This is a genomic window from Paenibacillus vortex V453 (assembly GCF_000193415.1).
In the GTDB taxonomy this organism is placed as follows: domain Bacteria; phylum Bacillota; class Bacilli; order Paenibacillales; family Paenibacillaceae; genus Paenibacillus_AQ; species Paenibacillus_AQ glucanolyticus.
Genome location: NZ_ADHJ01000025.1, coordinates 306,168 through 329,098, shown reverse-complemented (window position 1 = coordinate 329,098; position 22,931 = coordinate 306,168). Strand labels below are relative to the sequence as shown.

Annotated in this window: 21 protein-coding genes and 2 pseudogenes; 18 read left to right on the top strand and 5 right to left on the bottom strand. The window is 49.4% G+C overall.

All coding sequences use genetic code 11. The annotated features are described in order from the left end of the window. Nucleotides 1-21 precede the first annotated feature (21 nt). The 9 genes and pseudogenes from PVOR_RS16445 to PVOR_RS16405 all read left to right on the top strand — a co-directional run bounded on the left by PVOR_RS16445 (nt 22) and on the right by PVOR_RS16405 (nt 7,629). Nucleotides 22-465 (top strand): PTS sugar transporter subunit IIA, encoded by a 444-nt coding sequence (locus PVOR_RS16445; protein WP_006210519.1) that lies wholly within the window; start codon nt 22-24, stop codon nt 463-465. Beyond that, complete coding sequence (locus tag PVOR_RS16440; protein ID WP_006210518.1) at nt 462-725, top strand: PTS sugar transporter subunit IIB; 264 nt, start codon at nt 462-464, stop codon at nt 723-725. The genes PVOR_RS16445 and PVOR_RS16440 overlap by 4 nt, the downstream gene beginning before the upstream one ends. Nucleotides 726-748: 23 nt before the next feature. Beyond that, complete coding sequence (locus tag PVOR_RS16435; protein ID WP_006210517.1) at nt 749-2,044, top strand: PTS ascorbate transporter subunit IIC; 1,296 nt, start codon at nt 749-751, stop codon at nt 2,042-2,044. A gap of 159 nt (nt 2,045-2,203) precedes the next feature. Further along, nucleotides 2,204-3,196: a phosphotriesterase family protein gene (locus PVOR_RS16430; RefSeq protein WP_006210516.1), complete on the top strand. Its 993-nt coding sequence runs from the start codon at nt 2,204-2,206 to the stop codon at nt 3,194-3,196. Between the two features lie 14 nt (nt 3,197-3,210). Continuing rightward, on the top strand, nt 3,211-3,939 hold the full coding sequence (locus tag PVOR_RS16425) for a creatininase family protein (protein WP_006210515.1): 729 nt from the start codon (nt 3,211-3,213) through the stop codon (nt 3,937-3,939). Between the two features lie 85 nt (nt 3,940-4,024). Next, the gene (locus PVOR_RS16420; protein ID WP_006210513.1) at nt 4,025-4,759 is read left to right on the top strand and encodes an SIS domain-containing protein; all 735 of its coding nucleotides are present in this window, start codon (nt 4,025-4,027) and stop codon (nt 4,757-4,759) included. A gap of 119 nt (nt 4,760-4,878) precedes the next feature. Then, on the top strand, nt 4,879-5,148 hold the full coding sequence (locus PVOR_RS16415; protein WP_006210512.1) for an HPr family phosphocarrier protein: 270 nt from the start codon (nt 4,879-4,881) through the stop codon (nt 5,146-5,148). Then, nucleotides 5,148-6,919, top strand: a pseudogene (gene ptsP, locus PVOR_RS16410) (phosphoenolpyruvate--protein phosphotransferase). Before PVOR_RS16415 ends, ptsP begins: the two are co-directional and overlap by 1 nt. Nucleotides 6,920-7,059: 140 nt before the next feature. Beyond that, nucleotides 7,060-7,629: a YdeI/OmpD-associated family protein gene (locus tag PVOR_RS16405; protein WP_006210510.1), complete on the top strand. Its 570-nt coding sequence runs from the start codon at nt 7,060-7,062 to the stop codon at nt 7,627-7,629. 114 nt (nt 7,630-7,743) lie between these two features. Here PVOR_RS16405 and PVOR_RS16400 read toward each other — a convergent pair whose 3' ends face one another. Next, a complete protein-coding gene (locus tag PVOR_RS16400; RefSeq protein WP_006210508.1) occupies nt 7,744-8,391 on the bottom strand; it encodes a DUF2306 domain-containing protein in 648 nt (215 codons plus the stop codon). 53 nt (nt 8,392-8,444) lie between these two features. Continuing rightward, nucleotides 8,445-9,479, bottom strand: coding sequence for a DJ-1/PfpI family protein (locus PVOR_RS16395; protein ID WP_006210507.1), 1,035 nt, complete (start codon nt 9,477-9,479; stop codon nt 8,445-8,447). 212 nt (nt 9,480-9,691) lie between these two features. On the opposite strand from PVOR_RS16395, the pseudogene PVOR_RS16390 reads away from it, so the two are divergent. Both PVOR_RS16390 and PVOR_RS16385 read left to right on the top strand, forming a co-directional pair. Then, nucleotides 9,692-10,379, top strand: a pseudogene (locus PVOR_RS16390) (response regulator transcription factor). Nucleotide 10,380: 1 nt separating this feature from the next. After that, entirely contained in the window at nt 10,381-11,748 is a 1,368-nt protein-coding gene (locus PVOR_RS16385; RefSeq protein WP_006210505.1) for a sensor histidine kinase, read from the top strand. 193 nt (nt 11,749-11,941) lie between these two features. On the opposite strand, the gene msrA is transcribed toward PVOR_RS16385, so the two are convergent. Then, on the bottom strand, nt 11,942-12,469 hold the full coding sequence (gene msrA, locus PVOR_RS16380; protein WP_006210503.1) for a peptide-methionine (S)-S-oxide reductase MsrA: 528 nt from the start codon (nt 12,467-12,469) through the stop codon (nt 11,942-11,944). A gap of 249 nt (nt 12,470-12,718) precedes the next feature. Between msrA and PVOR_RS31885 the strand changes: the two genes are divergently transcribed. The 3 genes from PVOR_RS31885 to PVOR_RS31875 are packed head-to-tail and all read left to right on the top strand — an operon-like array spanning nt 12,719 to nt 15,384. Beyond that, entirely contained in the window at nt 12,719-13,897 is a 1,179-nt protein-coding gene (locus PVOR_RS31885) for a hypothetical protein (RefSeq protein ID WP_234972976.1), read from the top strand. After that, nucleotides 13,878-14,132 carry a hypothetical protein gene (locus PVOR_RS31880; RefSeq protein WP_006210500.1) on the top strand — a complete coding sequence of 85 codons (255 nt, stop codon included), beginning with the start codon at nt 13,878-13,880 and terminating at the stop codon, nt 14,130-14,132. Before PVOR_RS31885 ends, PVOR_RS31880 begins: the two co-directional genes overlap by 20 nt. After that, nucleotides 14,077-15,384, top strand: coding sequence for a family 16 glycosylhydrolase (locus PVOR_RS31875; protein ID WP_234972974.1), 1,308 nt, complete (start codon nt 14,077-14,079; stop codon nt 15,382-15,384). Before PVOR_RS31880 ends, PVOR_RS31875 begins: the two co-directional genes overlap by 56 nt. A gap of 344 nt (nt 15,385-15,728) precedes the next feature. On the opposite strand, the gene PVOR_RS32575 is transcribed toward PVOR_RS31875, so the two are convergent. Together PVOR_RS32575 and PVOR_RS32570 are read right to left on the bottom strand one after the other, a co-directional pair. Beyond that, nucleotides 15,729-16,580: an amidase family protein gene (locus PVOR_RS32575; protein ID WP_138917791.1), complete on the bottom strand. Its 852-nt coding sequence runs from the start codon at nt 16,578-16,580 to the stop codon at nt 15,729-15,731. Between the two features lie 56 nt (nt 16,581-16,636). Beyond that, nucleotides 16,637-17,353 (bottom strand): amidase, encoded by a 717-nt coding sequence (locus tag PVOR_RS32570; protein WP_052649288.1) that lies wholly within the window; start codon nt 17,351-17,353, stop codon nt 16,637-16,639. Between the two features lie 243 nt (nt 17,354-17,596). Between PVOR_RS32570 and PVOR_RS16360 the strand changes: the two genes are divergently transcribed. The 4 genes from PVOR_RS16360 to PVOR_RS16345 all read left to right on the top strand — a co-directional run bounded on the left by PVOR_RS16360 (nt 17,597) and on the right by PVOR_RS16345 (nt 22,918). Beyond that, entirely contained in the window at nt 17,597-19,681 is a 2,085-nt protein-coding gene (locus PVOR_RS16360; protein ID WP_006210496.1) for a methyl-accepting chemotaxis protein, read from the top strand. A 318-nt stretch (nt 19,682-19,999) separates the two neighbouring features. Next, a complete protein-coding gene (locus PVOR_RS16355; RefSeq protein ID WP_160164005.1) occupies nt 20,000-20,617 on the top strand; it encodes a DUF998 domain-containing protein in 618 nt (205 codons plus the stop codon). Nucleotides 20,618-21,156: 539 nt separating this feature from the next. Continuing rightward, nucleotides 21,157-21,432 carry a phosphopantetheine-binding protein gene (locus PVOR_RS16350; protein WP_006210491.1) on the top strand — a complete coding sequence of 92 codons (276 nt, stop codon included), beginning with the start codon at nt 21,157-21,159 and terminating at the stop codon, nt 21,430-21,432. Next, on the top strand, nt 21,419-22,918 hold the full coding sequence (locus tag PVOR_RS16345; protein ID WP_006210489.1) for a hypothetical protein: 1,500 nt from the start codon (nt 21,419-21,421) through the stop codon (nt 22,916-22,918). Before PVOR_RS16350 ends, PVOR_RS16345 begins: the two co-directional genes overlap by 14 nt. Nucleotides 22,919-22,931 lie beyond the last annotated feature (13 nt).

The following is a 22,931-nucleotide window of genomic DNA, read 5'->3' as shown; positions in this document are numbered from 1 at the left end:
CGGATTTGGGAGAGATGAGAGATGAAATTTTTAGAACCGTCACTAATTGCCCTGGATGTAGAAGCCGAGACGGCCGAAGAAGCAATCCGCTTAGCGGGAGGACTTCTTACGAATGCGGGAACGACGGAAGAACGTTACGCCGACGCTATGGTAGCATCCTACCGTGACAAAGGCCCGTACTTTGTTCTTGCGCCCCATGTCGCTCTTCCGCATGCCCGTGCGGAGGACGGGGTGAAGGAAGCGTCGGTCTCGCTGCTTAGATTGAAGAACCCCGTTGTATTTGGCCATGCAGCCAATGATCCGGTACAGCTCGTATTCGCCCTCGGCGGCTCCACGAGTTCGGAACATATAGCCATGCTGCGCAAGCTGACTACGCTGTTAAGCAACCCGGACAATCTGGAACAATTCAAGCAAGCCGCTGATGTGGAGACAATCCAACAACTTATTAGGGGGAACGAAACATGAAAATTTTATGCGTATGCGGTTTAGGACAAGGAACGAGCCTGATTCTGAGAATGAATGTGGAGAATGTACTGAGCGGCATGGGAGTCAATGCCGATGTCGAGCATACGGACGTCTCAACGGCCTCCGGAACAGCAGCCGACTTTATTATTACAAGCAACGAGCTGGCACAAAGCCTTCAAGGGCATGAAGCCAAAGTTGTTATCGTCAATAACTATTTTGACAACAACGAAATCAAACAGAAGCTGGAAGAAGTACTGTAAACCATTAGAAAGGGAGAGGGCTTATGGACGTACTTTATTGGATTGCCACCAACATTTTTGGAACGCCGGCCATTCTGCTTGGATTTATCGTTCTGGTAGGTCTTCTGCTTCAGAAGAAATCAACGAGCCAACTCGTAAGCGGCACCTTTAAAGCGATCATCGGTTTCCTTATTATCGGTGCAGGATCTGATGTCATCGTGAAAGCCTTGAACGTATTTGAGCCGATGTGGAAAGAAGTTTTCGGTTTGGAAAGCGGGTCCCTCGGTACCTTCATGGGGCAGGAAGCTTTCAATTCCAAATTCGGCAGCGCCGTCACTCTCGCCATGCTGTTGGGCTTTCTGATCAACGTTGCGCTGGCACGATTCACCCGGTTTAAGTTTATTTACCTGACCGGACATATGATGTTCTGGACCTCGACTATTTTTGCAGGTGTCATCGTTCATGCTGCCAGCGGTATTTCGATCTGGAAGCTGGTTCTGATGATTGCGGTTGTCCTGGGTGTGTACTGGACATTTCAACCGGCGCTGGTTCAGCCGTTCCTGCGTAAAATTACGGGCAACGATAACATCGCGCTGGGTCACACCTCGGCCTCGGTTGCCCTGCTTGCTGCCTTGTTCGGCAAATGGTTCGGGAACAAGAACAATGACTCCGAGAAAATTAAAGTGCCGAAGGGCTTCGAGTTTCTTCGCGATTCCAATGTTATCACTGCGCTCAGTATGGGAATTTTGTTTCTGATCGGAGCGGTTATTTTATCGACAAAAGGCACGCCTGCAGCGGCCGAGCTGATTAAACAATCGGGTGACCAGAACTTCATAATCTACTCCATTATCCAATCGTTCACGTTTGCAGGGGGAATCGCCATTGTTCTGATGGGGGTGCGGATGTTTATCGGCGAGCTGGTTCCGGCCTTCAACGGAATTGCTACCAAACTGGTACCGGGCGCTAAACCTGCACTGGATGCACCTGTTGTATACGCTTATGCGCCGAATGCGGTCGTTCTCGGTTTCCTGGGAGCTTTTGCGGGTGCCATCATCTGGCTGCTTGTTCTTGGCAATACCGTTTCCTACATCTTCGTGCCGACGATGATTGTGTTGTTCTTTCACGGGGCAACGGCGGGCGTATTCGGGAACTCGACAGGCGGAGTCAGAGGGGCCGTCATGGGCGGCTTCATCACGGCAACTGTTGTGGCATGGGGACAATTCCTGATGGTGCGTTTCTTCATTGGCTCGACGGTGCCGGATACGGCCATGTGGGCGGCCGATTCCGATATGTTCATCATCGGACCGATTCTGAGTTTCCTGGCGAAGCTGTTCTTTTAACCATCCTGTTGCAAAAACGATGGAGTGTCTTAGCGGCTTGACTGTCTGAAGATTACAGATACAAAGGAGCAGGAGGGATTGTATCCGCGAGTTCAACTTCCGCTATATGCGGTCAATCCCTTCAGCTGCTTGCCTAACAATGAGTGGAGGAGATACGATATGGACTTTATTCGTACCTTACATGGAGATATCAGCAAGGAGGAGCTGGGCTTTACGTATTCCCACGAGCATATTGTCTGCCGCCCGGCCTACTGGCAGGAACGGGGAGAGGACGATTTGCTTCTGGACGACAAAGAGAAATCCAAGCGGGATGTACTTGACTTCAAACAACACGGCGGTCGATCAATCGTGGATGCTACAGCCGTCGATTACGGACGGGATGTTCAGGCAGTACAGGAAATCGCAATCGAAACCGGTATTCATATTGTGGGAACGGCGGGTTTCAACAAGAGTTTCCTATGGGATGCCCAAATCAAGGAGGAGCTTAAGCCACTGACTGGCGATTATGCCAGCTACGCGCAGTGGATTGAAGCAAAAAGCATCAACGAACTGGCGGATTTCGTCATTCGGGAAGTGGAGGAAGGGCTTGAAGGCACGCCTTTCAAAGCGGGTCAGGTTAAATTCGGGACAGGCTATAACCGCATCACACCTCTGGAGGAGAAGACGCTGCGCGCTGTAGCACGCGCTCACCATGAGACGAAAGCACCGATCCACTCCCATACTGAGGTCGGGACGATGGCGCTTGAGCAAATAGATTTGCTCAAAAGCGAAGGCGTGGAGCTGTCCTATTTAAGCTTGGGGCATATGGACCGCAATCCAGACCCCTACTACCATGAGCAGATCGCCTCAACGGGAGCTTACATGAGTTTTGACGGCATCGGCAAAATCAAGTATGCACCGGAAAGCTCCCGGATCTCGCTTATTCTGGAGCTTGTCCGCAAAGGCTACGAGGATCAGATTCTCATCAGTGGAGATACCGCCCGAAAAACCTATTACAAGCATTACGATCACGGTCTTGGACTGGAATACATTATCTCCAGGTGGGTGCCGCGCTTTGTGGATGAGGCGAACCGCTGCGGTTTTGACGGCCGGAAGCTGGTGGAGAAATTTTTCGTAAGCAATCCGGCCAGCTGCTTCTCATTTAAAAAATAAGGAGTGCGCCTACTATGAAATTCGAACTCGAAAATTCGGCTGAGGTGAAGGATAAAATCCGTAGGCTTGGCGCTGCCATCCTGCCGATCGGCGCCGTTGAAGCGCATGGTCCCCATCTGCCGCTGGGTACGGATAATCTCCTCGCGGCCAGACTGGCGGACAAATTGGCAGAGCGGACGGACAGCTTTGTACTGCCGACCCTCCCATATGGTCAAGTGTGGAGCCTGCGTAATTTCCCGGGAAGCATCAATGTGTCAAACGAAGCGCTCATTCGGCTGCTTGCCGATATCGGGGAGAGTTTATATCAGCAGGGATTCCGGATCTTCATCATGGTCAACGGCCATCTGGGTAATGCCGCTGCGCTGAAGGAAGCCGCAAGAATTTTATACGAACGGGTCCCCGCATTGAAGGTATTCTATTTCTTTTATCCAGGCACGAAGGAAATAACAGCGGAAGTACGGGAAGCTTCGGCTGCTCACGGCACCTATATGCATGCCGATGAAATTGAGACATCCTACATGCTCTACCTCGCGGGCGAGTATGTAGACATGAGCAAGGCCATCGACGGTGCTCCGCACATCCCATTCGATGCGGATTTCACGCCTACACCGTGGGAGGAGATGACGGCCTCCGCCGTACTCGGTGATGCAACCCTGGCAACAAGGGAAAAGGGTGAGCGGATTATCCAGCGGAGCCTGGATGTCATGGCTGAAATGGTTCTCCGGGCGAAAAAGGCGTTATGAGCCGAACCGGTCCGATTCGATACGATCCGATTACGAGACTGCAATAAGCACAAATGAATACACGAACAACGAGGTGAAAGCGATCATGATGAACACCTATTTTGATATAATCGGCAAGTTGTTTGACAAAGTCCGAACCGAACAGGCCAAGCCGATCCGTGAAGCTGCGGAGAAGGTGGCGTATTGTATACAGCAGGGCGGTATCATTCATTTGTTCGGCTGCGGGCATTCGCATATCTTGACAGAGGAAGTCTTCTACCGGGCAGGCGGACTCGTGCCGATATCTCCGATTCTTATAGAGAAGCTGATGCTGCATGAAGGCGCGGTACGTTCGTCGGAACTCGAGAGACAAAACGACCTTGCCGCCGAATTCATGAGGAAGCAGGATATCCGCAAGGACGAGGTGGTATTCGTCCTGTCTACCTCGGGCCGCAATCCCGTTCCGGTGGACGTCGCTTTGATGGCAAAGGAGAAGGGAGCCTTCACTGTAGGCATGACCTCACTGGAATATTCCATGAGCCAGCCGTCCCGCCACCGCAGCGGCAAACATCTGGCGGATGCCGTTGATCTGGTGATCGATAATTTCTCGGTCAAAGGAGATGCCGTATTGAGCCATCCGGGCCTCCAGGTGCCGTTCACGCCGAGCTCGACCGTAGTCGGTGCCTTGATATTGAACGCCCTGTTCGCCGAATCCATCGAGATTATGATTGAAGCAGGGTTTAAACCTCCTGTATTTCTTAGCGGAAATGTTGACGGCTCCGATGAGCATAACCAAGCGTTGATCGAGGTTTATAGAGAACGGATAGCCTTATTGGCCTGATGATGGAGAACCATGCGATTTAGGCCATAATACTTGATTGCCAAACTACACAATATAGCAGGCCGCCTGGCAAGGATGAATCAGATACGGGCAGGCCGTACAGGATGAGGAGGAACGACATGTTTGCACAAACCGTAACCATACAGAATGAGCAGGGCTTTCATGTCCGTCCGGCACAGCTTTTCTCTGAAAAAGCAGGACAATATGAGGCAGAGGTACGTCTAATGACAGGAGAAGGACGTGCCGCTGATTGCAAAAGCATGCTGGAGCTGATGACACTCGGCATTGAGCGAGGAGCTGTCGTGAGCATTGAAGCGAGCGGGGATGGAGAACAGGAAGTCGTCGAAGCTTTGGTACAGCTCGTCGTAAGCAAGTTTGGTGAAGGGTGATGAAGAGGCAGGAAATTCAAGGAATCGGCGTATCGGAAGGAATTCGGATAGCCAAGGCATACATCTACAAGCCTGCGCAGGATGGCGGAACAGTTGACTCTCCCGTAAGCCAGCTGGATACCCCGGCGGCGGTCGATGCAGAGCTTCATAAACTTCGGAAGGCTAAAGCCGACTGCGCGGAACAACTGGAGGAGCTGACGCAGAAAGCAACGAAAGCTGTTGGCGAGGAGCAAGCGGGCATTCTTGCGGGACAGCGAAAGCTTCTGGACGATCCTGCCTTCTATCCGAAGATGGAAGCCCGGGTCCGAGAGCATCTGGAGCCTGCGCCGCGGGCCGTTGCCGAAATCGTCGGTCAGGTCGCTTCGCTGTTGGAAGACATGAACAACGATTACATGAAGGAGCGCGCCGCAGACATTCGCGATATCGGCAGCCGGCTTCTTGCCTGTCTATCGCCGGGGCATACGCACGGTCTTACCGGAATCACCGGACAGGTCATTCTGGTGGCTGACGATCTGGCACCGTCGGATACGGTGCAGCTGGACCCTGCCTTGGTGGTCGGTTTTATTACCCGAACCGGAGGTGCCACCTCGCATACCGCTATCCTTGCGCGGTCGCTCGGTATTGCCGCTGTCGTCGGCGCAGGTGACGGCGTCGAGGGTATCAAGGACGGCGATACGCTCGTCCTTGACGGGGCCGCCGGGCTCTGTATTGCCCGGCCGCAAGAAGCGGAAGCGGAGCAGTACCGGCTCCGCATGTTGCGGGACCTCGAGCGCAGCCAGTCGCTCGAGGCGTACGCGGCGCGGCCGGCAGTGACTGCCGACGGCGCGCGCGTGGAGCTCGCGGCGAACATCGGCAGACGCCGCGGTAAGCCGGGGCCGCCGTCCTGCAGGGCGCGGACGGCGTGGGATTGTTTCGCACGGAGTTCCTGTTCATGAACGCCCAGGCCATGCCGGGCGAGGAGGAACAGTTCCGTGCATACCAGGAAGCGGCCCGCATCATGGAGGGCCGCCCCGTGATCATCCGCACGATGGACATCGGCGGAGACAAGGAGCTGCCGTATCTGCAGCTGCCGAAGGAGGCGAACCCGTTCCTCGGCTACCGTGCGATACGTGTGGGGTTAGTCCGTGAGGACCTGCTTCGCACGCAGCTGCGTGCGGTGCTGCGGGCCAGCGCCTTCGGCAAGGTGAAGGTCATGTTCCCCATGATCTCCGGCCTGCAGGAATGGAGACAGGCCAGAGGAATTCTGACGGAAGTGCAGGCTGAATTAAGGCAGGAGAGCCTTCCGTTCGACGAGAATATGGAAGTGGGCATTATGGTTGAGATTCCTTCAACGGCCGTATTGGCAGGACTTTTTGCAAGTGAAGTAGATTTCTTCAGCATCGGTACGAACGATCTCGTTCAGTACACGGTAGCAGCAGACCGTATGAATGAATATGTGGCTCACCTGTACGATTATTTCCATCCAGCTGTGCTGCAGTTAATCCGCACGGTCATTGAGGCTTCCCATGCGGCCGATAAATGGACCGGCATGTGCGGCAGCATGGCGGGTGATCCCTTGGCCGCACCACTCTTACTCGGTCTTGGGCTGGACGAATGGAGCATGGAGGCCGGCTGTCTCAGCCGGATGAAGGAGACGCTTGCAGGCCTGGATCGCGGGGAATGCCGCGAGCTGGCAAAGCGCATTCTTCTTCTCGACACCCCCCAAGCCGTTCGTCAGGCGCTGAAGGACTTTCATAACGCCAAACTCAACAAACTGTATGAAGAAGTATGACAGACCACTGTCATACTTCTTTTTTTATATTTAATGATAGCCGGGGGTAGAATTGCTCTCGCGCATTACTTTATGACTGCATCATCGACCAAGGCATCCATATTGTATATTCCATATAAAAGGAAGGTTGTATTTAAACCATGGAAATTGAAAACTTGCTTGCAATTACTTCGAGAGCAGAATTGAGGAGTTGGCTGCTGGAGAATAGCCTTACTGAAAAAAGCTGCTGGGTCGTGGTCAGTATGACGCCAAACCCGGATGCAATCTTGTATTTGGACGCAGTCGAGGAAGCCTTGTGTTTTGGATGGATTGATGGAGTCAAGAAGAAAATACCTGGGGCGGGAGTGGTGCAAAGACTGTCTCCTAGAAGCAGGAAAAGTTCATGGACGGAACTGAATAAAGAGCGTGTCCGCCGTCTTGAAAAATTGGGGTGGATGAGAGATGAAGGAATAAAGGTTCTTCCTGATATGGATCCGGATGCTTTCGTAATAGACAATGTGATTATGCAAAGGCTTAAAGAGGACAGGGAGGTGTACGCAAATTTTGTGGCATTTCCATCACTTTATCAAAGAGTGCGGATCGACACAATACAAAGCAACAAAGATGATCCCGAATTGTATATGAGCAGATTAGACAAATTGATAACAAACACGAAAGAGAATAAAATGTACGGTCAATGGCATGATGACGGACGTCTTCTGGGTTATTAACATGCACCCGCTTGTTTAGCTAATGAGGATTATCGCCGCATAATGGAATTTAAGATAGAAGAAAACAACGTACTCTTTAGGAGGGAGTTCGTTGTTTTCGTTCGAGGAATCTCTCTATTTATTCATCTGATCTGTCAATTCCGTTCGGCTCGTTCTAATTATGATTTCCGGAATAACGAGCAGCAGCGCTATTGAAGCGTAAATGCCGATGGTGTAGCTCGCAGCGTATTCGAGCCCGAGTCCCTGATGAAATAGGGAAGTGATCAGATGAATGAACATGTTCGTGAAACAAAAGGCGTAACTTCGGATCATCCAGTTCCGGTGCCGGATTATTCGTTTCTTTTTGATCTGGATGAGAGCAGTGATGGTGATAAACAGCCATAACATATTTAGCGCGTTGAATCCCCAACTGCTAATTTTTCCGTTGGTGGCGTAAGGAGCCATATAACCGGAAGTCAGAACAACAAGCAGCACGGACACGATGTAGATATAGCCGTTGATGCGATGAAATCTGCGGCTTTTTTCGAAAATCCGATTAGAAAAGTTGACCAGTCCCGATGCCATGGCGAGGCAGGCAAATGCAACATGAACGTACATGACATTTAACCACACCGGAAGATTCAGCTCGCGCTTCAGCCCGGTTTTGCGGCTCAAGAACCCCGTCGCTCCCGGATCAATCCAATAGTTTTTTACCAAGGCATAAAAAATAAAAATAATACTGACACAGGCCAACAAACGGTATAATGTTTTCCGTTTCTTCATGTAATCCAAAACCCCCGAGACTCTACTATGATTATGGATGGGACATCCCTGCGCTAGGACACCCGGTTCCCTGTTAATTTGGAGGAGGGGAGCACCCCTGCCTTGGCAATTCCGGTCATGCGGTCTCCGTCAACTTCAACTTCGAATTTCAAGTTCAAGCGCATGGGTTTCGTGATTCGAAGCGACCAGGACAGCTTGTTGTCGATAAACACGGGGTTCGCGAAAGGGATGGTTTCTTCGCCTTGCACTGCCGTTCCCATAATTTTATCTGAGCCCACCGCTATCGAGAGTTTAACCTCCATATTCCCGAGAGGTGTTGCGATCGTAGCATCCCAATCTCCGTTGAAGGCTGAAGTTTGTGTAATGTCATTAGGCATGATCCCGAGAGTCGAGGTCGCAGGGCTCACTTCTATGTTCGATTCTTCGCTCGTCGACACCATAGGAGTGCTAGGGGTCATTCCCGTCTGCCTCCAAACGGTTCCTCTTCGTTCATATTCAAACAGCTGCTCTACGGCGTGTGCGATTTGCGGTCCCAGTTCACGCTCCACCAAATATAGCGCGACATCAAGTCCCGAGGTCACGCCGCCGCCGGTAACGAGGTTGTCATCGTCCACGACGCGTGCCCATACGGGAATTGCCCCGGTTGCTCCCAGCAAATCCATCCCCAGGTGATTCGTTACCGCCGGTCTGCCTTCCAGCAACCCTCCCATGGCAAGTAACATGGAACCGCCGCATACCGTAGCTACTATGATGTCTTTTTGTACAAGAGCCTGACGGATCAGACCGGTTAATTCGGTCTGCATCGCCCGGTTCAGAATAGCCGGGATCGATTGGGGGCCATCTCCCGTGACGTCGCCGGATGCACCAGGCACGAGAATGATGCCCGCACGATCCGGATTCAGTCTGCCAGTCGCTTCGATTCTCAATCCATTGATACCGCTGGCCACGGACCTAGCTCCCTCAGCCGTGACTAGCTCTACGCTTAATTCGTTCTCGACATGCATGGCAGCGGCGCAAAAAACTTCGTATGGTGCAATGGCATCCAGAAGGTCAAAGCCATCAAATAACACAATTTGAATGGTAAGCATACATACATCCTCCTCGTCTTTTTTATCCAGTGTCTGCGCTGGCAAGCGAAATATAAAGTCACCCGTGTCCGCAAGGAGAAGCATAACAAACGAATATCTCAAACAACGTCGTAAAAAAGTCACAAAACCATAAACATCTCATCACAAAATGCAAATCCACATGGGCTCTGGAAGAAAAAATGATAAACTAGAATGCAAAAGGTGGGGTATGCATGAGTGTATATCATACGGTGCTTGTGGTAGACGATGACCAAAGCATCGTTGAACTATTGAGGGATTTTCTGGAGAATGATAACTTTCACGTAATGACCGCAGGTGATACCGAGCAAGCATGGGACATGTTCAAACAACAACCCGTTCATTGCATCGTGCTGGACATCATGATGCCGGGTCAGAACGGATTTGAGTTATGCCGCCGGATTCGAGGGGAGAGCAGCGTTCCCATCCTTTTCTTGAGTGCTCGCAGCCATGATGTGGACAAGATTCGGGGTTTGACGCTCGGCGGCGATGATTATATCGTCAAAACAGCTTCGCCTGGTGAAATTGTTGCCAGAGTCAAAGCCGTTCTAAGGCGCTCTGCTTCACCGCAGCCAGTGGAGGGAAGGGTCTTGGACTACGGCCGTTTCAAGATGAATCTGTCTGCAAGAGAAGTCGTAGTGGAAGGTAAGAACGTTGTGCTTACACCCAAGGAATATGAGCTGTTGCGTTTATTTGCCGAGCACCCGAGGCATGTTTTCTCATATGAACAATTACTTGAGAAATTTTGGGGTGGCGTGGGCGACAGGCACACTATTCGAGTCCATCTGAGCCGACTTACGCGAGAAAATCGAATCCGATCCGAACCATCCGCAACTTTTGGTCAACGTATGGGGAGTCGGGTATCGCTTTGAGGGAGGATAGTATGAAGCTTCGCATTCGTACGTTTACGATACTTTGTTTATTCTTCTTGCTTACAGTGCCGTGGATATTCTTTCTCACCGCTAACTTTGTCGAGACGCAAACGCTTAGCATCTCAAAAAGCCATCGGTTAAACGAGGAGCTGCAGCGGCAAATAACCGAAACGATTCATATGATTGAAGCAAACTCGGACCAATGGGAGGACCCCGATTGGCAGCATCGATTGATTACCCATCTGCAAAAAACCGAGATGGATGTAGTGATTCAATCAGCGTCAAACTCGGAGATTTATCGTTCAAATCCAGAGCGCCGGAGCGCTTTGTCATCTACTGAACAATTCTCTATCATCGAAGACGGGCAGCTCCTGGGAAGGGTGAGTGTTTATCTCCCCAGATCAACTTCAGTACAGATGATGATGGCTTTGATCGGACTGCTGCTTGCTTTTGTTGTTATTGGTATGACCATGAGAAGGTTCCTTCTGAAACCTTTGGAGAGGATGAGCAAGGCCGCGAGGCAACTTGCGGAAGGCGATTGGGATGTATTGCTGCCCACGTCCAGCATCACGGAAATCGCCGAAGTGCGGGACGGCTTTGAGGTTATGGTGAAAGGGCTTGAGTTATCTTATCGGAAACAAACGGAATTGGAGGAGGAACGACGATTCGTGATTGCTGCCGTCGCGCATGATTTACGTACGCCATTGTTCGCCTTGCGCGGTTATTTGGATGGATTGGAGCAAGGGATTGCCCAGTCACCGGAGAAAATAGCCAAATATATAGCGGTATGCAAGGAGAAATCGGCTCAATTGGATCGATTGGTTGAAGACCTGTTCACGTTTACAAAGATGGATTATTTCGAGACGCAGCTTAACAACAAAACGATGGATTTTGCACACATACTCCAGGAGTCGATCAACAGTCTGACCCCGCAGGCTCGAGAGAAACATATATCGCTGTCAACTGACTTTACGCACAATTGTTTCATTAGCGGTGATAGGCATCTATTGGAGCGTGCGATGAACAATATTCTTGAAAATGCCGTCAGACATACACCCTCTGGGGGTGAAATTGATGTCCATTGCCACAGAGACGATCAGTATGTCAGGTTTACGATACGCGATAGCGGAGCTGGCTTTTCTATGGAAGAACTAACCCGCGTGTTTGAACCGCTGTATCGTGGGGAAGCCTCTCGAAGCCGTTCTACCGGAGGCAGTGGATTAGGGCTTACGATCTCGCACAGAATCATGAAGCAGCACGGAGGCGAGATGGAAGCAAGCAATCATCCGCAGGGAGGGGCAGTGCTGGCAGGCTGGTTACCTGTTGCTGGTTCCAATCCGAAGGTGAAAGAGGCGAACAGCGAAATATCCGACAACTAGAGAATATATTGACGACGAAGGCCGTGTATAGCGGCTTTTTTCGTTGTGAGTCATTGGTTTGTATTTGGAGACCGAGCTTAATAAAGTCGCCATGGCAAGATCCCCCAGCGAATTATGGGAGAAGCAAATGCTTGATCCAATAACAAAAGGAAACGGGCTCTTCCTGTAAACAGGAGTCCGTTTCCTTTTTTCATCATACGTCCGTTACTTGCCAGTGTTCCGTTATAAATTCGTCTCGACCGGATTTCTCGCGATCTTCCTTGTAGTGCTTCACATTCTTCTTATGATAGTCCTGATGATATTCCTCTGCTGGATAGAACCGTTCAGCCGGAAGAATCTCCGTGACGATTGGCTTGTCAAATCGGCCGCTGTCCTCCACAGCTTTTCTCGAAGATAGGGCAAGCTCCTGCTGCCGCACGTTATGATAGAAAATGGCAGTTCGATACTGACTGCCCCGGTCGTGAAACTGGCCTTCAGGATCGGTCGGATTGATTTGTGGCCAGTAGAGTTCAAGCAGCTTCTCATAAGGAAATACTTCGGGATCAAACGTGATTTCTACCACTTCGTAGTGTCCGGTTGTTCCCTTCTTAACCTCTTCATAGGTTGGATTCGTTACGGAACCCCCTGTATACCCTGATACAATGCCATGAATGCCGGGCAGCTCCTCAAAGGGCGTAACCATACACCAGAAGCATCCGCCTGCAAAAGTAGCCTTTTCCATATGCTCAACCTCTTTCGATATCTTGTTATTGGATCTGATAGATTCGTAGAAGTTCAGTATATCAAATCCACATGAGTTGGCACAAAGGTTCTTTCGCATATTGTAGATAGCCAAAATAAGAGGCCTGAACCCAAAAAATGGTACCTGTTTATCTGATTCCGAATTCGATAGAATGAAGAGGATCTCATCTGTAAGCGTTTTCCTGAATGCGCAGAGATTGAGAATCTATCAGATTAAGGGAGGGTATTTATGAGGCGTTCTCGCACGATGGAAAGACGGTTTATGCAAAAAGCATTATGTTTATTCTTAGCAATAGGGGTCCTCGCAAGTGTAAGCCTGTGGCAGCCTGCCCAGGTTCACGGCGCGGAGGCGGCAGCCACCACGGTTACCTCTATGGATTACTTCTCAGCAGCAGACGGACCCATTATCTCCAAATCAGGGGTGGGACAGGCCAGCTACGGTTTTGTTATGCCCAAATTCAACGGGGGCACCGCCACCTGGAATGATGTTGCCCAGGACGTTGGCGTCAAAGTAAAAGTAGGCGCAAACTGGGTCGATATTGACAGTGTCAGCAGCTTTATCTATAACCAGAACTGGGGACACTGGAGTGATGGCGGTTTTACAGGATATTGGTTCACTCTCTCGGCAACGACCGAGATTCAGCTGTACTCCAAGGCGAATGGAGTCACATTGAATTACACGCTTGTGTTTCAGAACATTAACAAAACCACGATTACAGCCATGGTACCTACGCAAGGGCCACAGATTACAGCAAGCTTCACGGGTGGAGCCGGTTTTACTTACCCAACGTTCAATAACGATCCGGCTGTGACATATGAAGCTGTCGCAGATGATCTGAAGGTGTACGTAAAGCCAGTCAACAGCAGCACGTGGATTGATATCGACAACAACGCTGCCAGCGGCTGGATTTACGATCAGAACTTCGGACATTTCACTGATGGAGGCGGCGGGTACTGGTTTAACGTAACGGAGTCGATTAACGTCAAACTGGAATCGAAAACCTCGGGGACTAACGTCGTGTATACCATCACGTTTAATGAGCCTGTAAGGAATTCATATGTCATTACGCCTTATGAAGGAACAACGTTTACAGCAGATGCGAACGGCGCTATCGGCGTACCGCTGCCTAAGATCGATGGAGGTGCACCAATCGGCACGGAGCTTGACAATTTTGTATACCAAATCAACATCAACGGGCAGTGGGTGAACATGGGGGATTCGGGTCTGAGTGGATTTACATACTCCGCCAACGGCTATAACAATATGTCGGATGCCAATCAATGGGGATACTGGGCCGACCACATCTATGGCCTGTGGTTTCAGCCTATCCAGGAAGACATGCTGATCCGTATCGGCTATCCATTAAACGGGCAAAAGGGTGGCAGTCGTGGGCAGCAATTATGTTAACTATACGTTTATTGGCAATCCCAATGCGCCACGCCCGGATGTCAGCGACCAAGAAGACATTGTCATCGGAACGCCGAGCAATCCGGCCATCGACGGCATGAATCTCATCTGGCAGGACGAATTTAGCGGGACTTCGCTGGATATGAGCAAATGGAATTATGAGCAGGGCTATTATCTCAATGATGTATCCGAATACATGGGGTTGGGGCAATGCGGAATTGCAGCACTATACTGACAGTGCGCAAAATGTATTCGTGCAGGATGGAAAGCTGAACATTCGGGCTTTGAATGATCCGAAATCTTTCCCGCAGGATCCAAACCGGTATGCACAGTACTCATCCGGGAAAATCAACACGAAAAATCATTTCACCCTTACCTATGGCCGGGTTGACTTCCGTGCCAAGCTGCCAATAGGCAATGGCATATGGCCGGCATTGTGGATGCTTCCGCAAGACAGTCCCTACGGAACATGGGCTGCATCTGGCGAAATCGATGTAATGGAAGCGAGAGGAAGATTGCCTGGCTCGACGAGCGGGGCCGTTCACTTCGGTGGGACATGGCCGGCGAACCGGCATATTTCTGGCGAATATCATTTCCCTCAAGGGCAGACCATCAACAATGACTATCATGTATATTCTGTAGTCTGGGAAGAGGACAACATCAAATGGTATGTAGATGGCAAGTTCTTCTTCAAAGTGACGAACGAGCAATGGTATTCACTGGCCGCACCAAATAATCCGAACGCACCGTTCGACCAGCCTTTCTATCTCATTATGAATTTGGCGCTCGGCGGGAATTTTGACGGTGGCATCTCCCCGGGGCCGTCTGATATCCCTGCTACGATGCAGGTTGATTACGTGCGGGTCTATAAGGAGAACGGCGGATCGAATCCTGGAAATGTTCCGGTGACCGGCGTAACCTTGAATCCTGCGACTGCGCAGGTGGAAGTGGGACAAACCCTTCAGTTAAACGCCAGCACAGCACCGTCGAATGCTTCGAACAAGCAGGTCACTTGGTCCGTATCGGGCTCCGGTATTGCTTCCGTTAGTCAGAACGGGCTTGTGACCGGGCTTGCTCCGGGCACGGCAACCGTAACGGCGACAACCGTTGACGGCAATCATACAGCGGCTTCCACCATCACGGTTGTGCCGGAACCATCCACCGTCATCATCATTGGCGATGAGGTGCGGGGTCTGAAGAAAACCGGCGATGACTTGCTGTTTTATGTCAATGGCGCAACCTTTGCTGATCTGCACTATAAGGTCAATAACGGAGGGCAGTTGAACGTAGCCATGACTCCGACTGGAAACGGCAATTATACGTATCCTGTGAAGAATCTGAAACATGGGGATACTGTCGAGTACTTCTTTACGTATAACCCGGGACAAGGAGCTCTGGACACCCCTTGGTTCACCTATGTCCACGGGGTAACTCAAGGCACACCGGAGGTAAACCCGACAGCTTCGGAAAGATCAGGCTGCTGCTGAAACAGCAATTCCTTCCGAGCAGCGGGAGAGCCATAACCATATGCTCTCGCGCGTATCGTTCAGAATAGCCATTCGTGTCAGGCAGACAACTTTATAAAAAGCTTCTCTAAGCAGCCTTAGTTCGGATCTTGACCGGACTAAGGCTGCTCATTTGTGCTTCAAGTTATGTACGAGTGAAATGGAGTTCTCATGCAAGGAAGCTTTTTCTGCTTGCCTGAAGTGAGGCTGAGCTTTCTATCCCATAAAACAGAAAACCGCTCCGTATGGAACGGAGCGGTATCATAGAGTTTCTTCAGCCTGCATGTTGAGGGAGAGAATGAGCGAATTCAGAGGCTGTCATGTCGTTACTGAATAGTTTCTGGTGTATGAACAGGAACGAATCGGGCATGGGTAGCTTGCTCAAAGGAATAGGCAAGATCAAGAAGCTTTTGCTCACTGTATGCCGTACCGAGGAACGAGATGCCCACGGGTACTCCTGCTTCCACTGCTCCTGCAGGGACGGTGATTTCAGGGAAGCCTGTTGCTGATGCCACATAACTTGCGGCATAGGTGTCATATGCTTCACAGATATAAGTAGGATCTTCTTTGTCAAAACGGTTCGAAGCCGGGCAGGACATGGTAGGAAAGACAATTGCATCAAGTTTGTTGTCCTTCATTATTTTCGTGATTTCCTCACGGGTCTTCGGAATTTCTTTGTTCATGATGTTCTTGTATTCTTTGGAATACAGCGTATCCGCTTGTGCCAATGCTGTCTTCAAGCCTTCCAGACGTGCGGGGTTAACAGGCGTCTCCGAGTTCAATACTTCAGGAGACTCACTAATGTCAATCACGTCCTGCAGCGTTTTGGGTGCGCCAGCAGGAAGGAAACTTAAGAATTTTTCAAACTGGCTTTTGAATTCGGCATCCCCGATCGGTCCAAGCACCGGAGTCCAGAGGTATTTGGTTTGATTGGAGAACGATACAGGTACGACAACCGTTCCCATACTTTTCATTTTCGCGATTGCTTGATTTGTTATCGTATCCACTTCGACATTGTCACCGAAGAAATCAGTTGCGACCCCAATGCGTGCATGCTTCAACGAAGAAGAATCTAATGCTTTGGTGTAGTCTTGAACATGCTGTTTCGCAAATTTTGTTGCTTTATCTTCTTTATCTGTTCCAGCCATCGCAGTGAGTACTAAGCCAGCGTCCTTCACACTCGCGTGCCATAGGGCCCGTTACGTCCAGAGAGAGTGAGCTAGGAATCACGCCGCTAGCGGCTGGTCAATCCCATAGTTGGTCTGATACCAACAAGGCCGGTAACATTAGCTGGACCTCTGACCGAACCGGAAGTATCCGTTCCAAGCCCGAATACGGCAAAATTAGCCGCAACAGCTGCAGCACTGCCACTGCTGGACCCCGAAGCATCACGATTCAGATTATAAGGATTGATTGTTAAACCGCCCATGGAGCTATAGCCCAGTCTTCCGTAGGAAGCGGCAAGCTCAGACATGTTTGTTTTGGCAATTACAATAGCCCCGGCATCGACAAGCTTCTGTACGGTGAATGCATTCTTGGTTGGATATGCATTCTTCAGAGCAACGGATCCGCCTGTTGTCGGCATGCCCACGACGTCGTAATTATCCTTAACGACAAAAGGGATGCCATGCAGTTTGCTTCTTGGACCTTTCTTTTTAAGTTCAGTATCCAGAGCTTTTGCTGTTTCAAGCGATTTGTTGTTAATTGTAATAATGGAATTTATAGCGGGACCTTGTTTGTCAAAGGCCTCAATACGCTCCAGATAATATTCTACGAGTTCTTCCGATGTAATTTGCTTCGTTTTCAAAGCAGTTGCGACTTCATCAATACTTTTCTCAAACGGATCAAACGCCTGTTTCTTTATTTCGGCACTTGCATGATTCCATGGAAAAATGGCTGCAATTAACAAAATAGCTAATAATACTTTGAAATTTAAAATTCTTTTACTCAAGTGTCTTACCTCCTGATGTTTGTATAGTACAAATTACTCATTATGTTTCTCTCTCTCCCTATATAAATATCGTTATTAATAGTGTGAAAATGAATAGTATCCAACCAAAGTCTTAAAAATTTGTGAACAATTCGACAAATTTTAACAAAATCCACTCCTTCTGCCGATAGAATGTAAGGACACATACATAAATGTTTAACACTGGAGGAGAAGCAACATGAGAGAAACTGGAGGAGAAACAACATGAGAAAGAAATTGCAATGGAATTTAAAGCTTCAACTATTGGTTACGATGGTCGTCATGGTATTGATATCGACATTATCACTTGGCCTCGCGATAGACCAAAAAGTTAAGAATGACATGGAAAATAATTTCTATGAAGCCACTCGTAAGGAAATTAAGCAAGTTAGTGGTGCTATGAACCTATACTTTAATACGGTAAATGAATCGGTTGAATACTTCGCTAATCATCCTCTCACTAAGCAGATCGATAAATCCATCACCTCTTATGTGAATGAAGTAGGCCAAGACGGGACCATTCAGATGACGCCATCAAAAAAAGCAGGTTTGGAATCGGACATTTACAACTTTTTCTTGAATTATTCCAAAACACATCCGAATGTTGCTTACATCTATTTGGGAACAAAGGATGGTGGATACATTCAATGGCCGGAAGGTACTTCTAACGATAAATTCGACCCAAGACCCAGGGAGTGGTACACCCAGGCTATCGATAACCCGGATAAAGTTATGCGCACAGGTGCTTATGCTTCGTTTACCGGAAATGTTCCAATTGTCAGTTCGTCCGTTACCATCAAGGACAAGGCAGGCAACATCGTTGGTGTTCAAGGTGTAGATGTAAGCTTGGAATCACTGACGGAGACCATCAATGACATAAAAATCGGTGAAACCGGCTATGTCATTCTGGCAGACCAAAATGGTACGATTCTGGCGAATCCTAAGAACCCGGAAACGAATTTCAAAACGCTGAAGGATCTAGGAGTGAAGGAATTTACTGAAATCGACAAGTTGAAAGATCAGAATTTTGATATCACCTTGGATAACAAGAACTACACAGCCAGCGTCTTTGTATCACCGGAAACCCAGTGGAGATATATCGCGATCATGGACAAGAGTGAAATCGTGGAATCCATCAATGCAATTCAGCGAATTATTTTCATTGTTATGGGTATTATCGTCCTGATTGCCATCGGTGTCTCGTTGATTGTATCCGGCGCGATTACCAAGCCGATTCATGCTGCTGTCCATTATCTGCAGCAAATTGGCAGTGGTAATCTTGCCGCTGAAATTCCACAAGCGATGTTGAAGAAGAAGAGCGAGGTAGGCACAATGGTTCGGGCCATTGATGTCATGAAGCAGGATTTACAGAGAATAATCGGTGGGATATCGGGTTCGGTGCATATTGTCTCACAATCGGCGTCCAACCTTAAAGATGGCATGGATCAGACTCAAAAGGCTTCCTCTCAAATAACCGAGTCCATCATCCAGCTTTCTACCGCATCCAGTGAAGAAGCGAACACTGTTATGAATGGCTCTGAAAAAGTAGAAGAACTCGGCGGAGCGATCGATCAGGTCACAACATCCACTCAGGAAATACTGGATATTGCTCGACATACGGGTGAGCTTAATCAACGAGGGATTGTCATTATGCAGGAGTTGGTAGGAAGATTCAACAATACGCTGAAATCGTCAGAAGAAACAGCACTGGCCATTAATCAAGTGAATGAAAGTGCAGGTGAAATCAGCAGCATACTTGTCACAATCCTTGAAATATCCAGACAGACCAACCTGCTGGCCCTAAACGCTTCGATCGAGGCCTCCAGAGCAGGCGAGCATGGGCGTGGATTCTCCGTTGTAGCTGCCGAGATCCGCAAGCTTGCTGAGCAATCAGCTTCCGCGGTGAACAGTATTAGCTACATTATTTCAAACGTAAACAGTCAGGTAGGTGCGGCAGTTCAGGCTATCGGCACATCCCGTGAGCTCTTCAGGGATCAAGAAACGGCTGTACGGGAAACGGAATCGATCTTTAACGACATTATGGTCTCCGTTGACAGCCAAGTGGATAAAACAAGCGAGGTAGATGTTCATATCCAGTTGATGGAAGAAAAGCGGTATGCACTTACGGACGTCTTTACCAATATATCAGCGATTACTGAAGAAAATGCAGCCATTACTCAAGACGTGTCTGCGGCTGCTGAGGAGCAATTGGCTACGATTGATGACTTGGCAGATTATCTGTCTCAGCTCAAGGCACTGTCCACTGAACTGGAGGATAATGTAAAAAAATTCACCATAAATAATAAGTGATTCACTTCAGGCTAGAGAGAAGCTGTACGGCTGACCCGGTTTACATCTCTCGATATGCCTGCGAAGTAGTATTTTAGAGGAAACTCATCCTACAGCAAGCCTTGCTCTTAGCAGGGCTTGTTTTTTGTACAGCGATAGAACATCGTTAACGAGCCATTCCATTAAAATCGCAAAAAAAGAATGGAGGAATGTCGATTAGACCTGCTCTTGTTCGTTGTCTATATAACGGAGAAGTTCATTCTGCGTAGGTAAAAAGGAAAATTAAGGAGGAAGAAGATCATGATGATGATAAACAAGCAAAATTATAAGGTGATTCGTATGCTTCTGATAGGTGGAGTTATATCCACCCCGTTGTTCTATGTAGTAGCTATTATTCAATTGTTTACGCGTACGGGATTCGATATCAGGTTCCACGCTATTAGTACTCTTACTTTGGGGGATGCGGGATGGGTCCAGAGCGCTAATTTCTTCATTACTGGATTGCTTGCTGTATGTGCGGCGATTGGCGTGCGCCGTTTACTTCGTGGATTCCAGGGAGGTACATGGGGGGCTCTGCTTATTGGAATCTATGGGATTGGCATGATGATGGCGGGTCTGTTTCGACCAGACCCTGGGCTCAGCTTTCCTCCGGGTGCGCCCGCAGAAGCGCCGACATCGATGAGCGGCCAGGCAGCCCTTCACTCGGCAGCTTTTTTTACCGCCTTTATTTGCCTGATCGTGGCCAATATGGTCTTTGCACGTCGGTTTGCTTCACAAGGCGAGCGTGGTTGGAGCTTCTATTGCATTGCATCTTGCATTCTTGCGCCTGTGCTCATCATAGTAGGTTCGATGAACAGTGCTTGGATTGGCGTTATTATGGGCAGCGCCGGAATGGTTGCTTTCGGTTGGGTTTCGCTGCTTGCCGCGAAACTGCGTGCTGAAACACTCCAGGTATAAGAAGCATAAATACGAGGAGGGAATCCAAATGCAATTTAGGTTAATTGTTGATGCGATGGCGGACAAAAAAGACACAGTCAAAGGGAGTCGCTGTGCTTCCAGCTGCTGAAGTGCTTATGCGAAGGCTTGACGATAAAATGAAGCCTTCGCAGGAGCCCGGTATACAGATCATGGAGGCTGATTTGCAGGATCATCTCCACATGTTGAGAAAGAAAATATAGAATATTGGCGGCTGCCGTTATGGTAGACGGGAAGGTGACATGTAGATTTTGCGTGCATTCGTATGAATTGCCTATTGGAACAACGCATATATATTAGCTGGTGCATGAGGACCGCCGTGTCTGTATTACTCCGGCAGTAATTGTTGAAAGTCAGCAACGCAACGGTATTTATCATTGACAGAAATTGGCATGGTGAGCATAATAATTGTAACTATGGAAAAGGGAGGGGCGTCTAAGTCAGGTTAGATTTGAATGGCATTCTCTAAACGTAAGGATCGGTTGTACCCTCACACATTATCACTTTAAAGGAGTGTAGTCATGTACGATAAAATCGTAGACATTTTGTGCGCTATTAAGGAAGACCAACCGGAACTTCGCCAAATTCTGTCCCCTACCACGGAACTGAACAACGATATTGGCCTCGATTCACTCCAAATGATCCAGTTTATGCTTAAAGTCGAGGAACAGTTGAACGTTGTCATTGACTATGACCAATTCGATTACGAGCATCTCCAGTCGATCGACACCTTTATGACTTTCCTGAAAAGCTGCCAGCCTCAGGAGTTATCTTTATACGAAGATGTCCAGAAGTGAGGCCGGCTTGATGCCAACCATCGTAATGGGTACATTCGATCCCGAAACGAGGTGGAGGGATCCGAATCTAACCAGGCTGCCCGCTATGCCGGATAGAGAACGGGAATCCATAGTTCTCTGTATGGACGAGCTGCTATTTCCATTTTGCGGACCGGACGATATCCTCTACAGCCGGTGTCAAATCGATCCAGAACTGTATGAATACCTGGCCGGGTTAGGATTTTCCTTTCGAAGTCGCTATCACTTTGATTTAAGCGATGAGAAGAAGCACCTGCCAGAAGCGGACGTTTTCAAGCGGTGCATGTTCCGTCTTGCGGCGGATCAAACCCAAAATCAGATAACGGCAGACCGCATGCTGCAGGCAGTAGGTTCCGGCTATCCGGAGGCAACGGGGTTGGCGGAAATGATATCTCCCAAGCATGCTGCCGGTGGTCTGCACCGTGAAGCGGTATGGACTCACACCGTCAAACCTCTCACTCCGTACGCCATTACGGCTGATACGGAAGTTTACCTTCAAGCCGCCGGGCCCTTTAGTCCTTTGCCTGACCTTGAGACGGTTGTCCGTGTGAACTCCAAAATCTACTCCAACCGCCTGCTGGCTAGAATCGGCGAGAAGTGTTACGGCATGGAGGCGAACAGCGCGGCGGAAATGGAGTCGGCCGGAAATACGCTTCTGAAGCAGGGGCCGTATTTGCTGAAGGATCCCTTCGGTGTGTCGGGCAAGGGTAACCTGCTCATCGACGGCGAAGCCATGCAGCGAAGGATAGCGGGACATCTGGATAAACAGGAGCGGAGCGGCCTCCGCTCACAATTTCTGCTGGAGCCGCTGCTGAGGAGGGGGACCGACTTCAGTTCCCACTGGTTCATCCGGGAAAATGGTGAGAAGGATTTCATCTCCGTTCAGCGGATGATGAATCAGCAGCAGAACTACGGCGGGTCTATTAAAGCGGATGAAGCTTTGATCCGTCTTCTGGAGCACGCCGGTTATTTCGACACGATGGAAAAAGCACTCGGCATATTGGCTGAGGACGGCTACCACGGTTTCGTCTGCTTCGACTCCATGATTCTGGAGAACGGGGATGTGGTGCCGATTGTAGAGATTAACGCCCGCATGTCTATGGGCCTCATTAACGCTTATCTCAATAAAGTCTGGGAAACGCATGGCCATACCAGTTGGCTTACATTCCTGTCCCTCGGTTTACCCGAAGGCTTCGCGTTCGGGAGGCTGCTGGACGCGCTGCGCGTGTCCGGTCTTCTCTTAACTGTCCAGGAAGGGTACGGGATTGTGCCTCTTTCATCTAACACCGTAATGGTGAACGATATTCTGACCTCCCGCCGTATCACCGACGGATTGCAGAGCAAACGGGGCATGCCGAAGGGACGGCTGTATGTATCGGTGGTAGGTCGTGACAACGAGCACCGTAGTGAACTGATTAACAGGCTGAGACAGGTGCTCGCTGACTTGTCGGTTAAAGTGTACAACTAAATCGGGAACGAGG

Excerpts from the sequence above, each read along its gene's own strand:
- PVOR_RS16415 (WP_006210512.1), top strand. The coding sequence starts at position 4,879 with ATGTTTGCACAAACCGTAACCATACAGAATGAGCAGGGCTTTCATGTC.
- PVOR_RS16430 (WP_006210516.1), top strand. The coding sequence starts at position 2,204 with ATGGACTTTATTCGTACCTTACATGGAGATATCAGCAAGGAGGAGCTG.
- PVOR_RS31875 (WP_234972974.1), top strand. The coding sequence starts at position 14,077 with ATGATGTATCCGAATACATGGGGTTGGGGCAATGCGGAATTGCAGCAC.
- PVOR_RS16440 (WP_006210518.1), top strand. The coding sequence starts at position 462 with ATGAAAATTTTATGCGTATGCGGTTTAGGACAAGGAACGAGCCTGATT.
- PVOR_RS16395 (WP_006210507.1), bottom strand. The coding sequence starts at position 9,479 with ATGCTTACCATTCAAATTGTGTTATTTGATGGCTTTGACCTTCTGGAT.
- PVOR_RS16360 (WP_006210496.1), top strand. The coding sequence starts at position 17,597 with ATGAGAAAGAAATTGCAATGGAATTTAAAGCTTCAACTATTGGTTACG.
- PVOR_RS16405 (WP_006210510.1), top strand. The coding sequence starts at position 7,060 with ATGGAAATTGAAAACTTGCTTGCAATTACTTCGAGAGCAGAATTGAGG.
- PVOR_RS16350 (WP_006210491.1), top strand. The coding sequence starts at position 21,157 with ATGTACGATAAAATCGTAGACATTTTGTGCGCTATTAAGGAAGACCAA.
- PVOR_RS31885 (WP_234972976.1), top strand. The coding sequence starts at position 12,719 with ATGAGGCGTTCTCGCACGATGGAAAGACGGTTTATGCAAAAAGCATTA.
- PVOR_RS16400 (WP_006210508.1), bottom strand. The coding sequence starts at position 8,391 with ATGAAGAAACGGAAAACATTATACCGTTTGTTGGCCTGTGTCAGTATT.
- msrA (WP_006210503.1), bottom strand. The coding sequence starts at position 12,469 with ATGGAAAAGGCTACTTTTGCAGGCGGATGCTTCTGGTGTATGGTTACG.
- PVOR_RS16445 (WP_006210519.1), top strand. The coding sequence starts at position 22 with ATGAAATTTTTAGAACCGTCACTAATTGCCCTGGATGTAGAAGCCGAG.
- PVOR_RS16420 (WP_006210513.1), top strand. The coding sequence starts at position 4,025 with ATGATGAACACCTATTTTGATATAATCGGCAAGTTGTTTGACAAAGTC.
- PVOR_RS16355 (WP_160164005.1), top strand. The coding sequence starts at position 20,000 with ATGCTTCTGATAGGTGGAGTTATATCCACCCCGTTGTTCTATGTAGTA.
- PVOR_RS16345 (WP_006210489.1), top strand. The coding sequence starts at position 21,419 with ATGTCCAGAAGTGAGGCCGGCTTGATGCCAACCATCGTAATGGGTACA.
- PVOR_RS16385 (WP_006210505.1), top strand. The coding sequence starts at position 10,381 with ATGAAGCTTCGCATTCGTACGTTTACGATACTTTGTTTATTCTTCTTG.
- PVOR_RS16435 (WP_006210517.1), top strand. The coding sequence starts at position 749 with ATGGACGTACTTTATTGGATTGCCACCAACATTTTTGGAACGCCGGCC.
- PVOR_RS16425 (WP_006210515.1), top strand. The coding sequence starts at position 3,211 with ATGAAATTCGAACTCGAAAATTCGGCTGAGGTGAAGGATAAAATCCGT.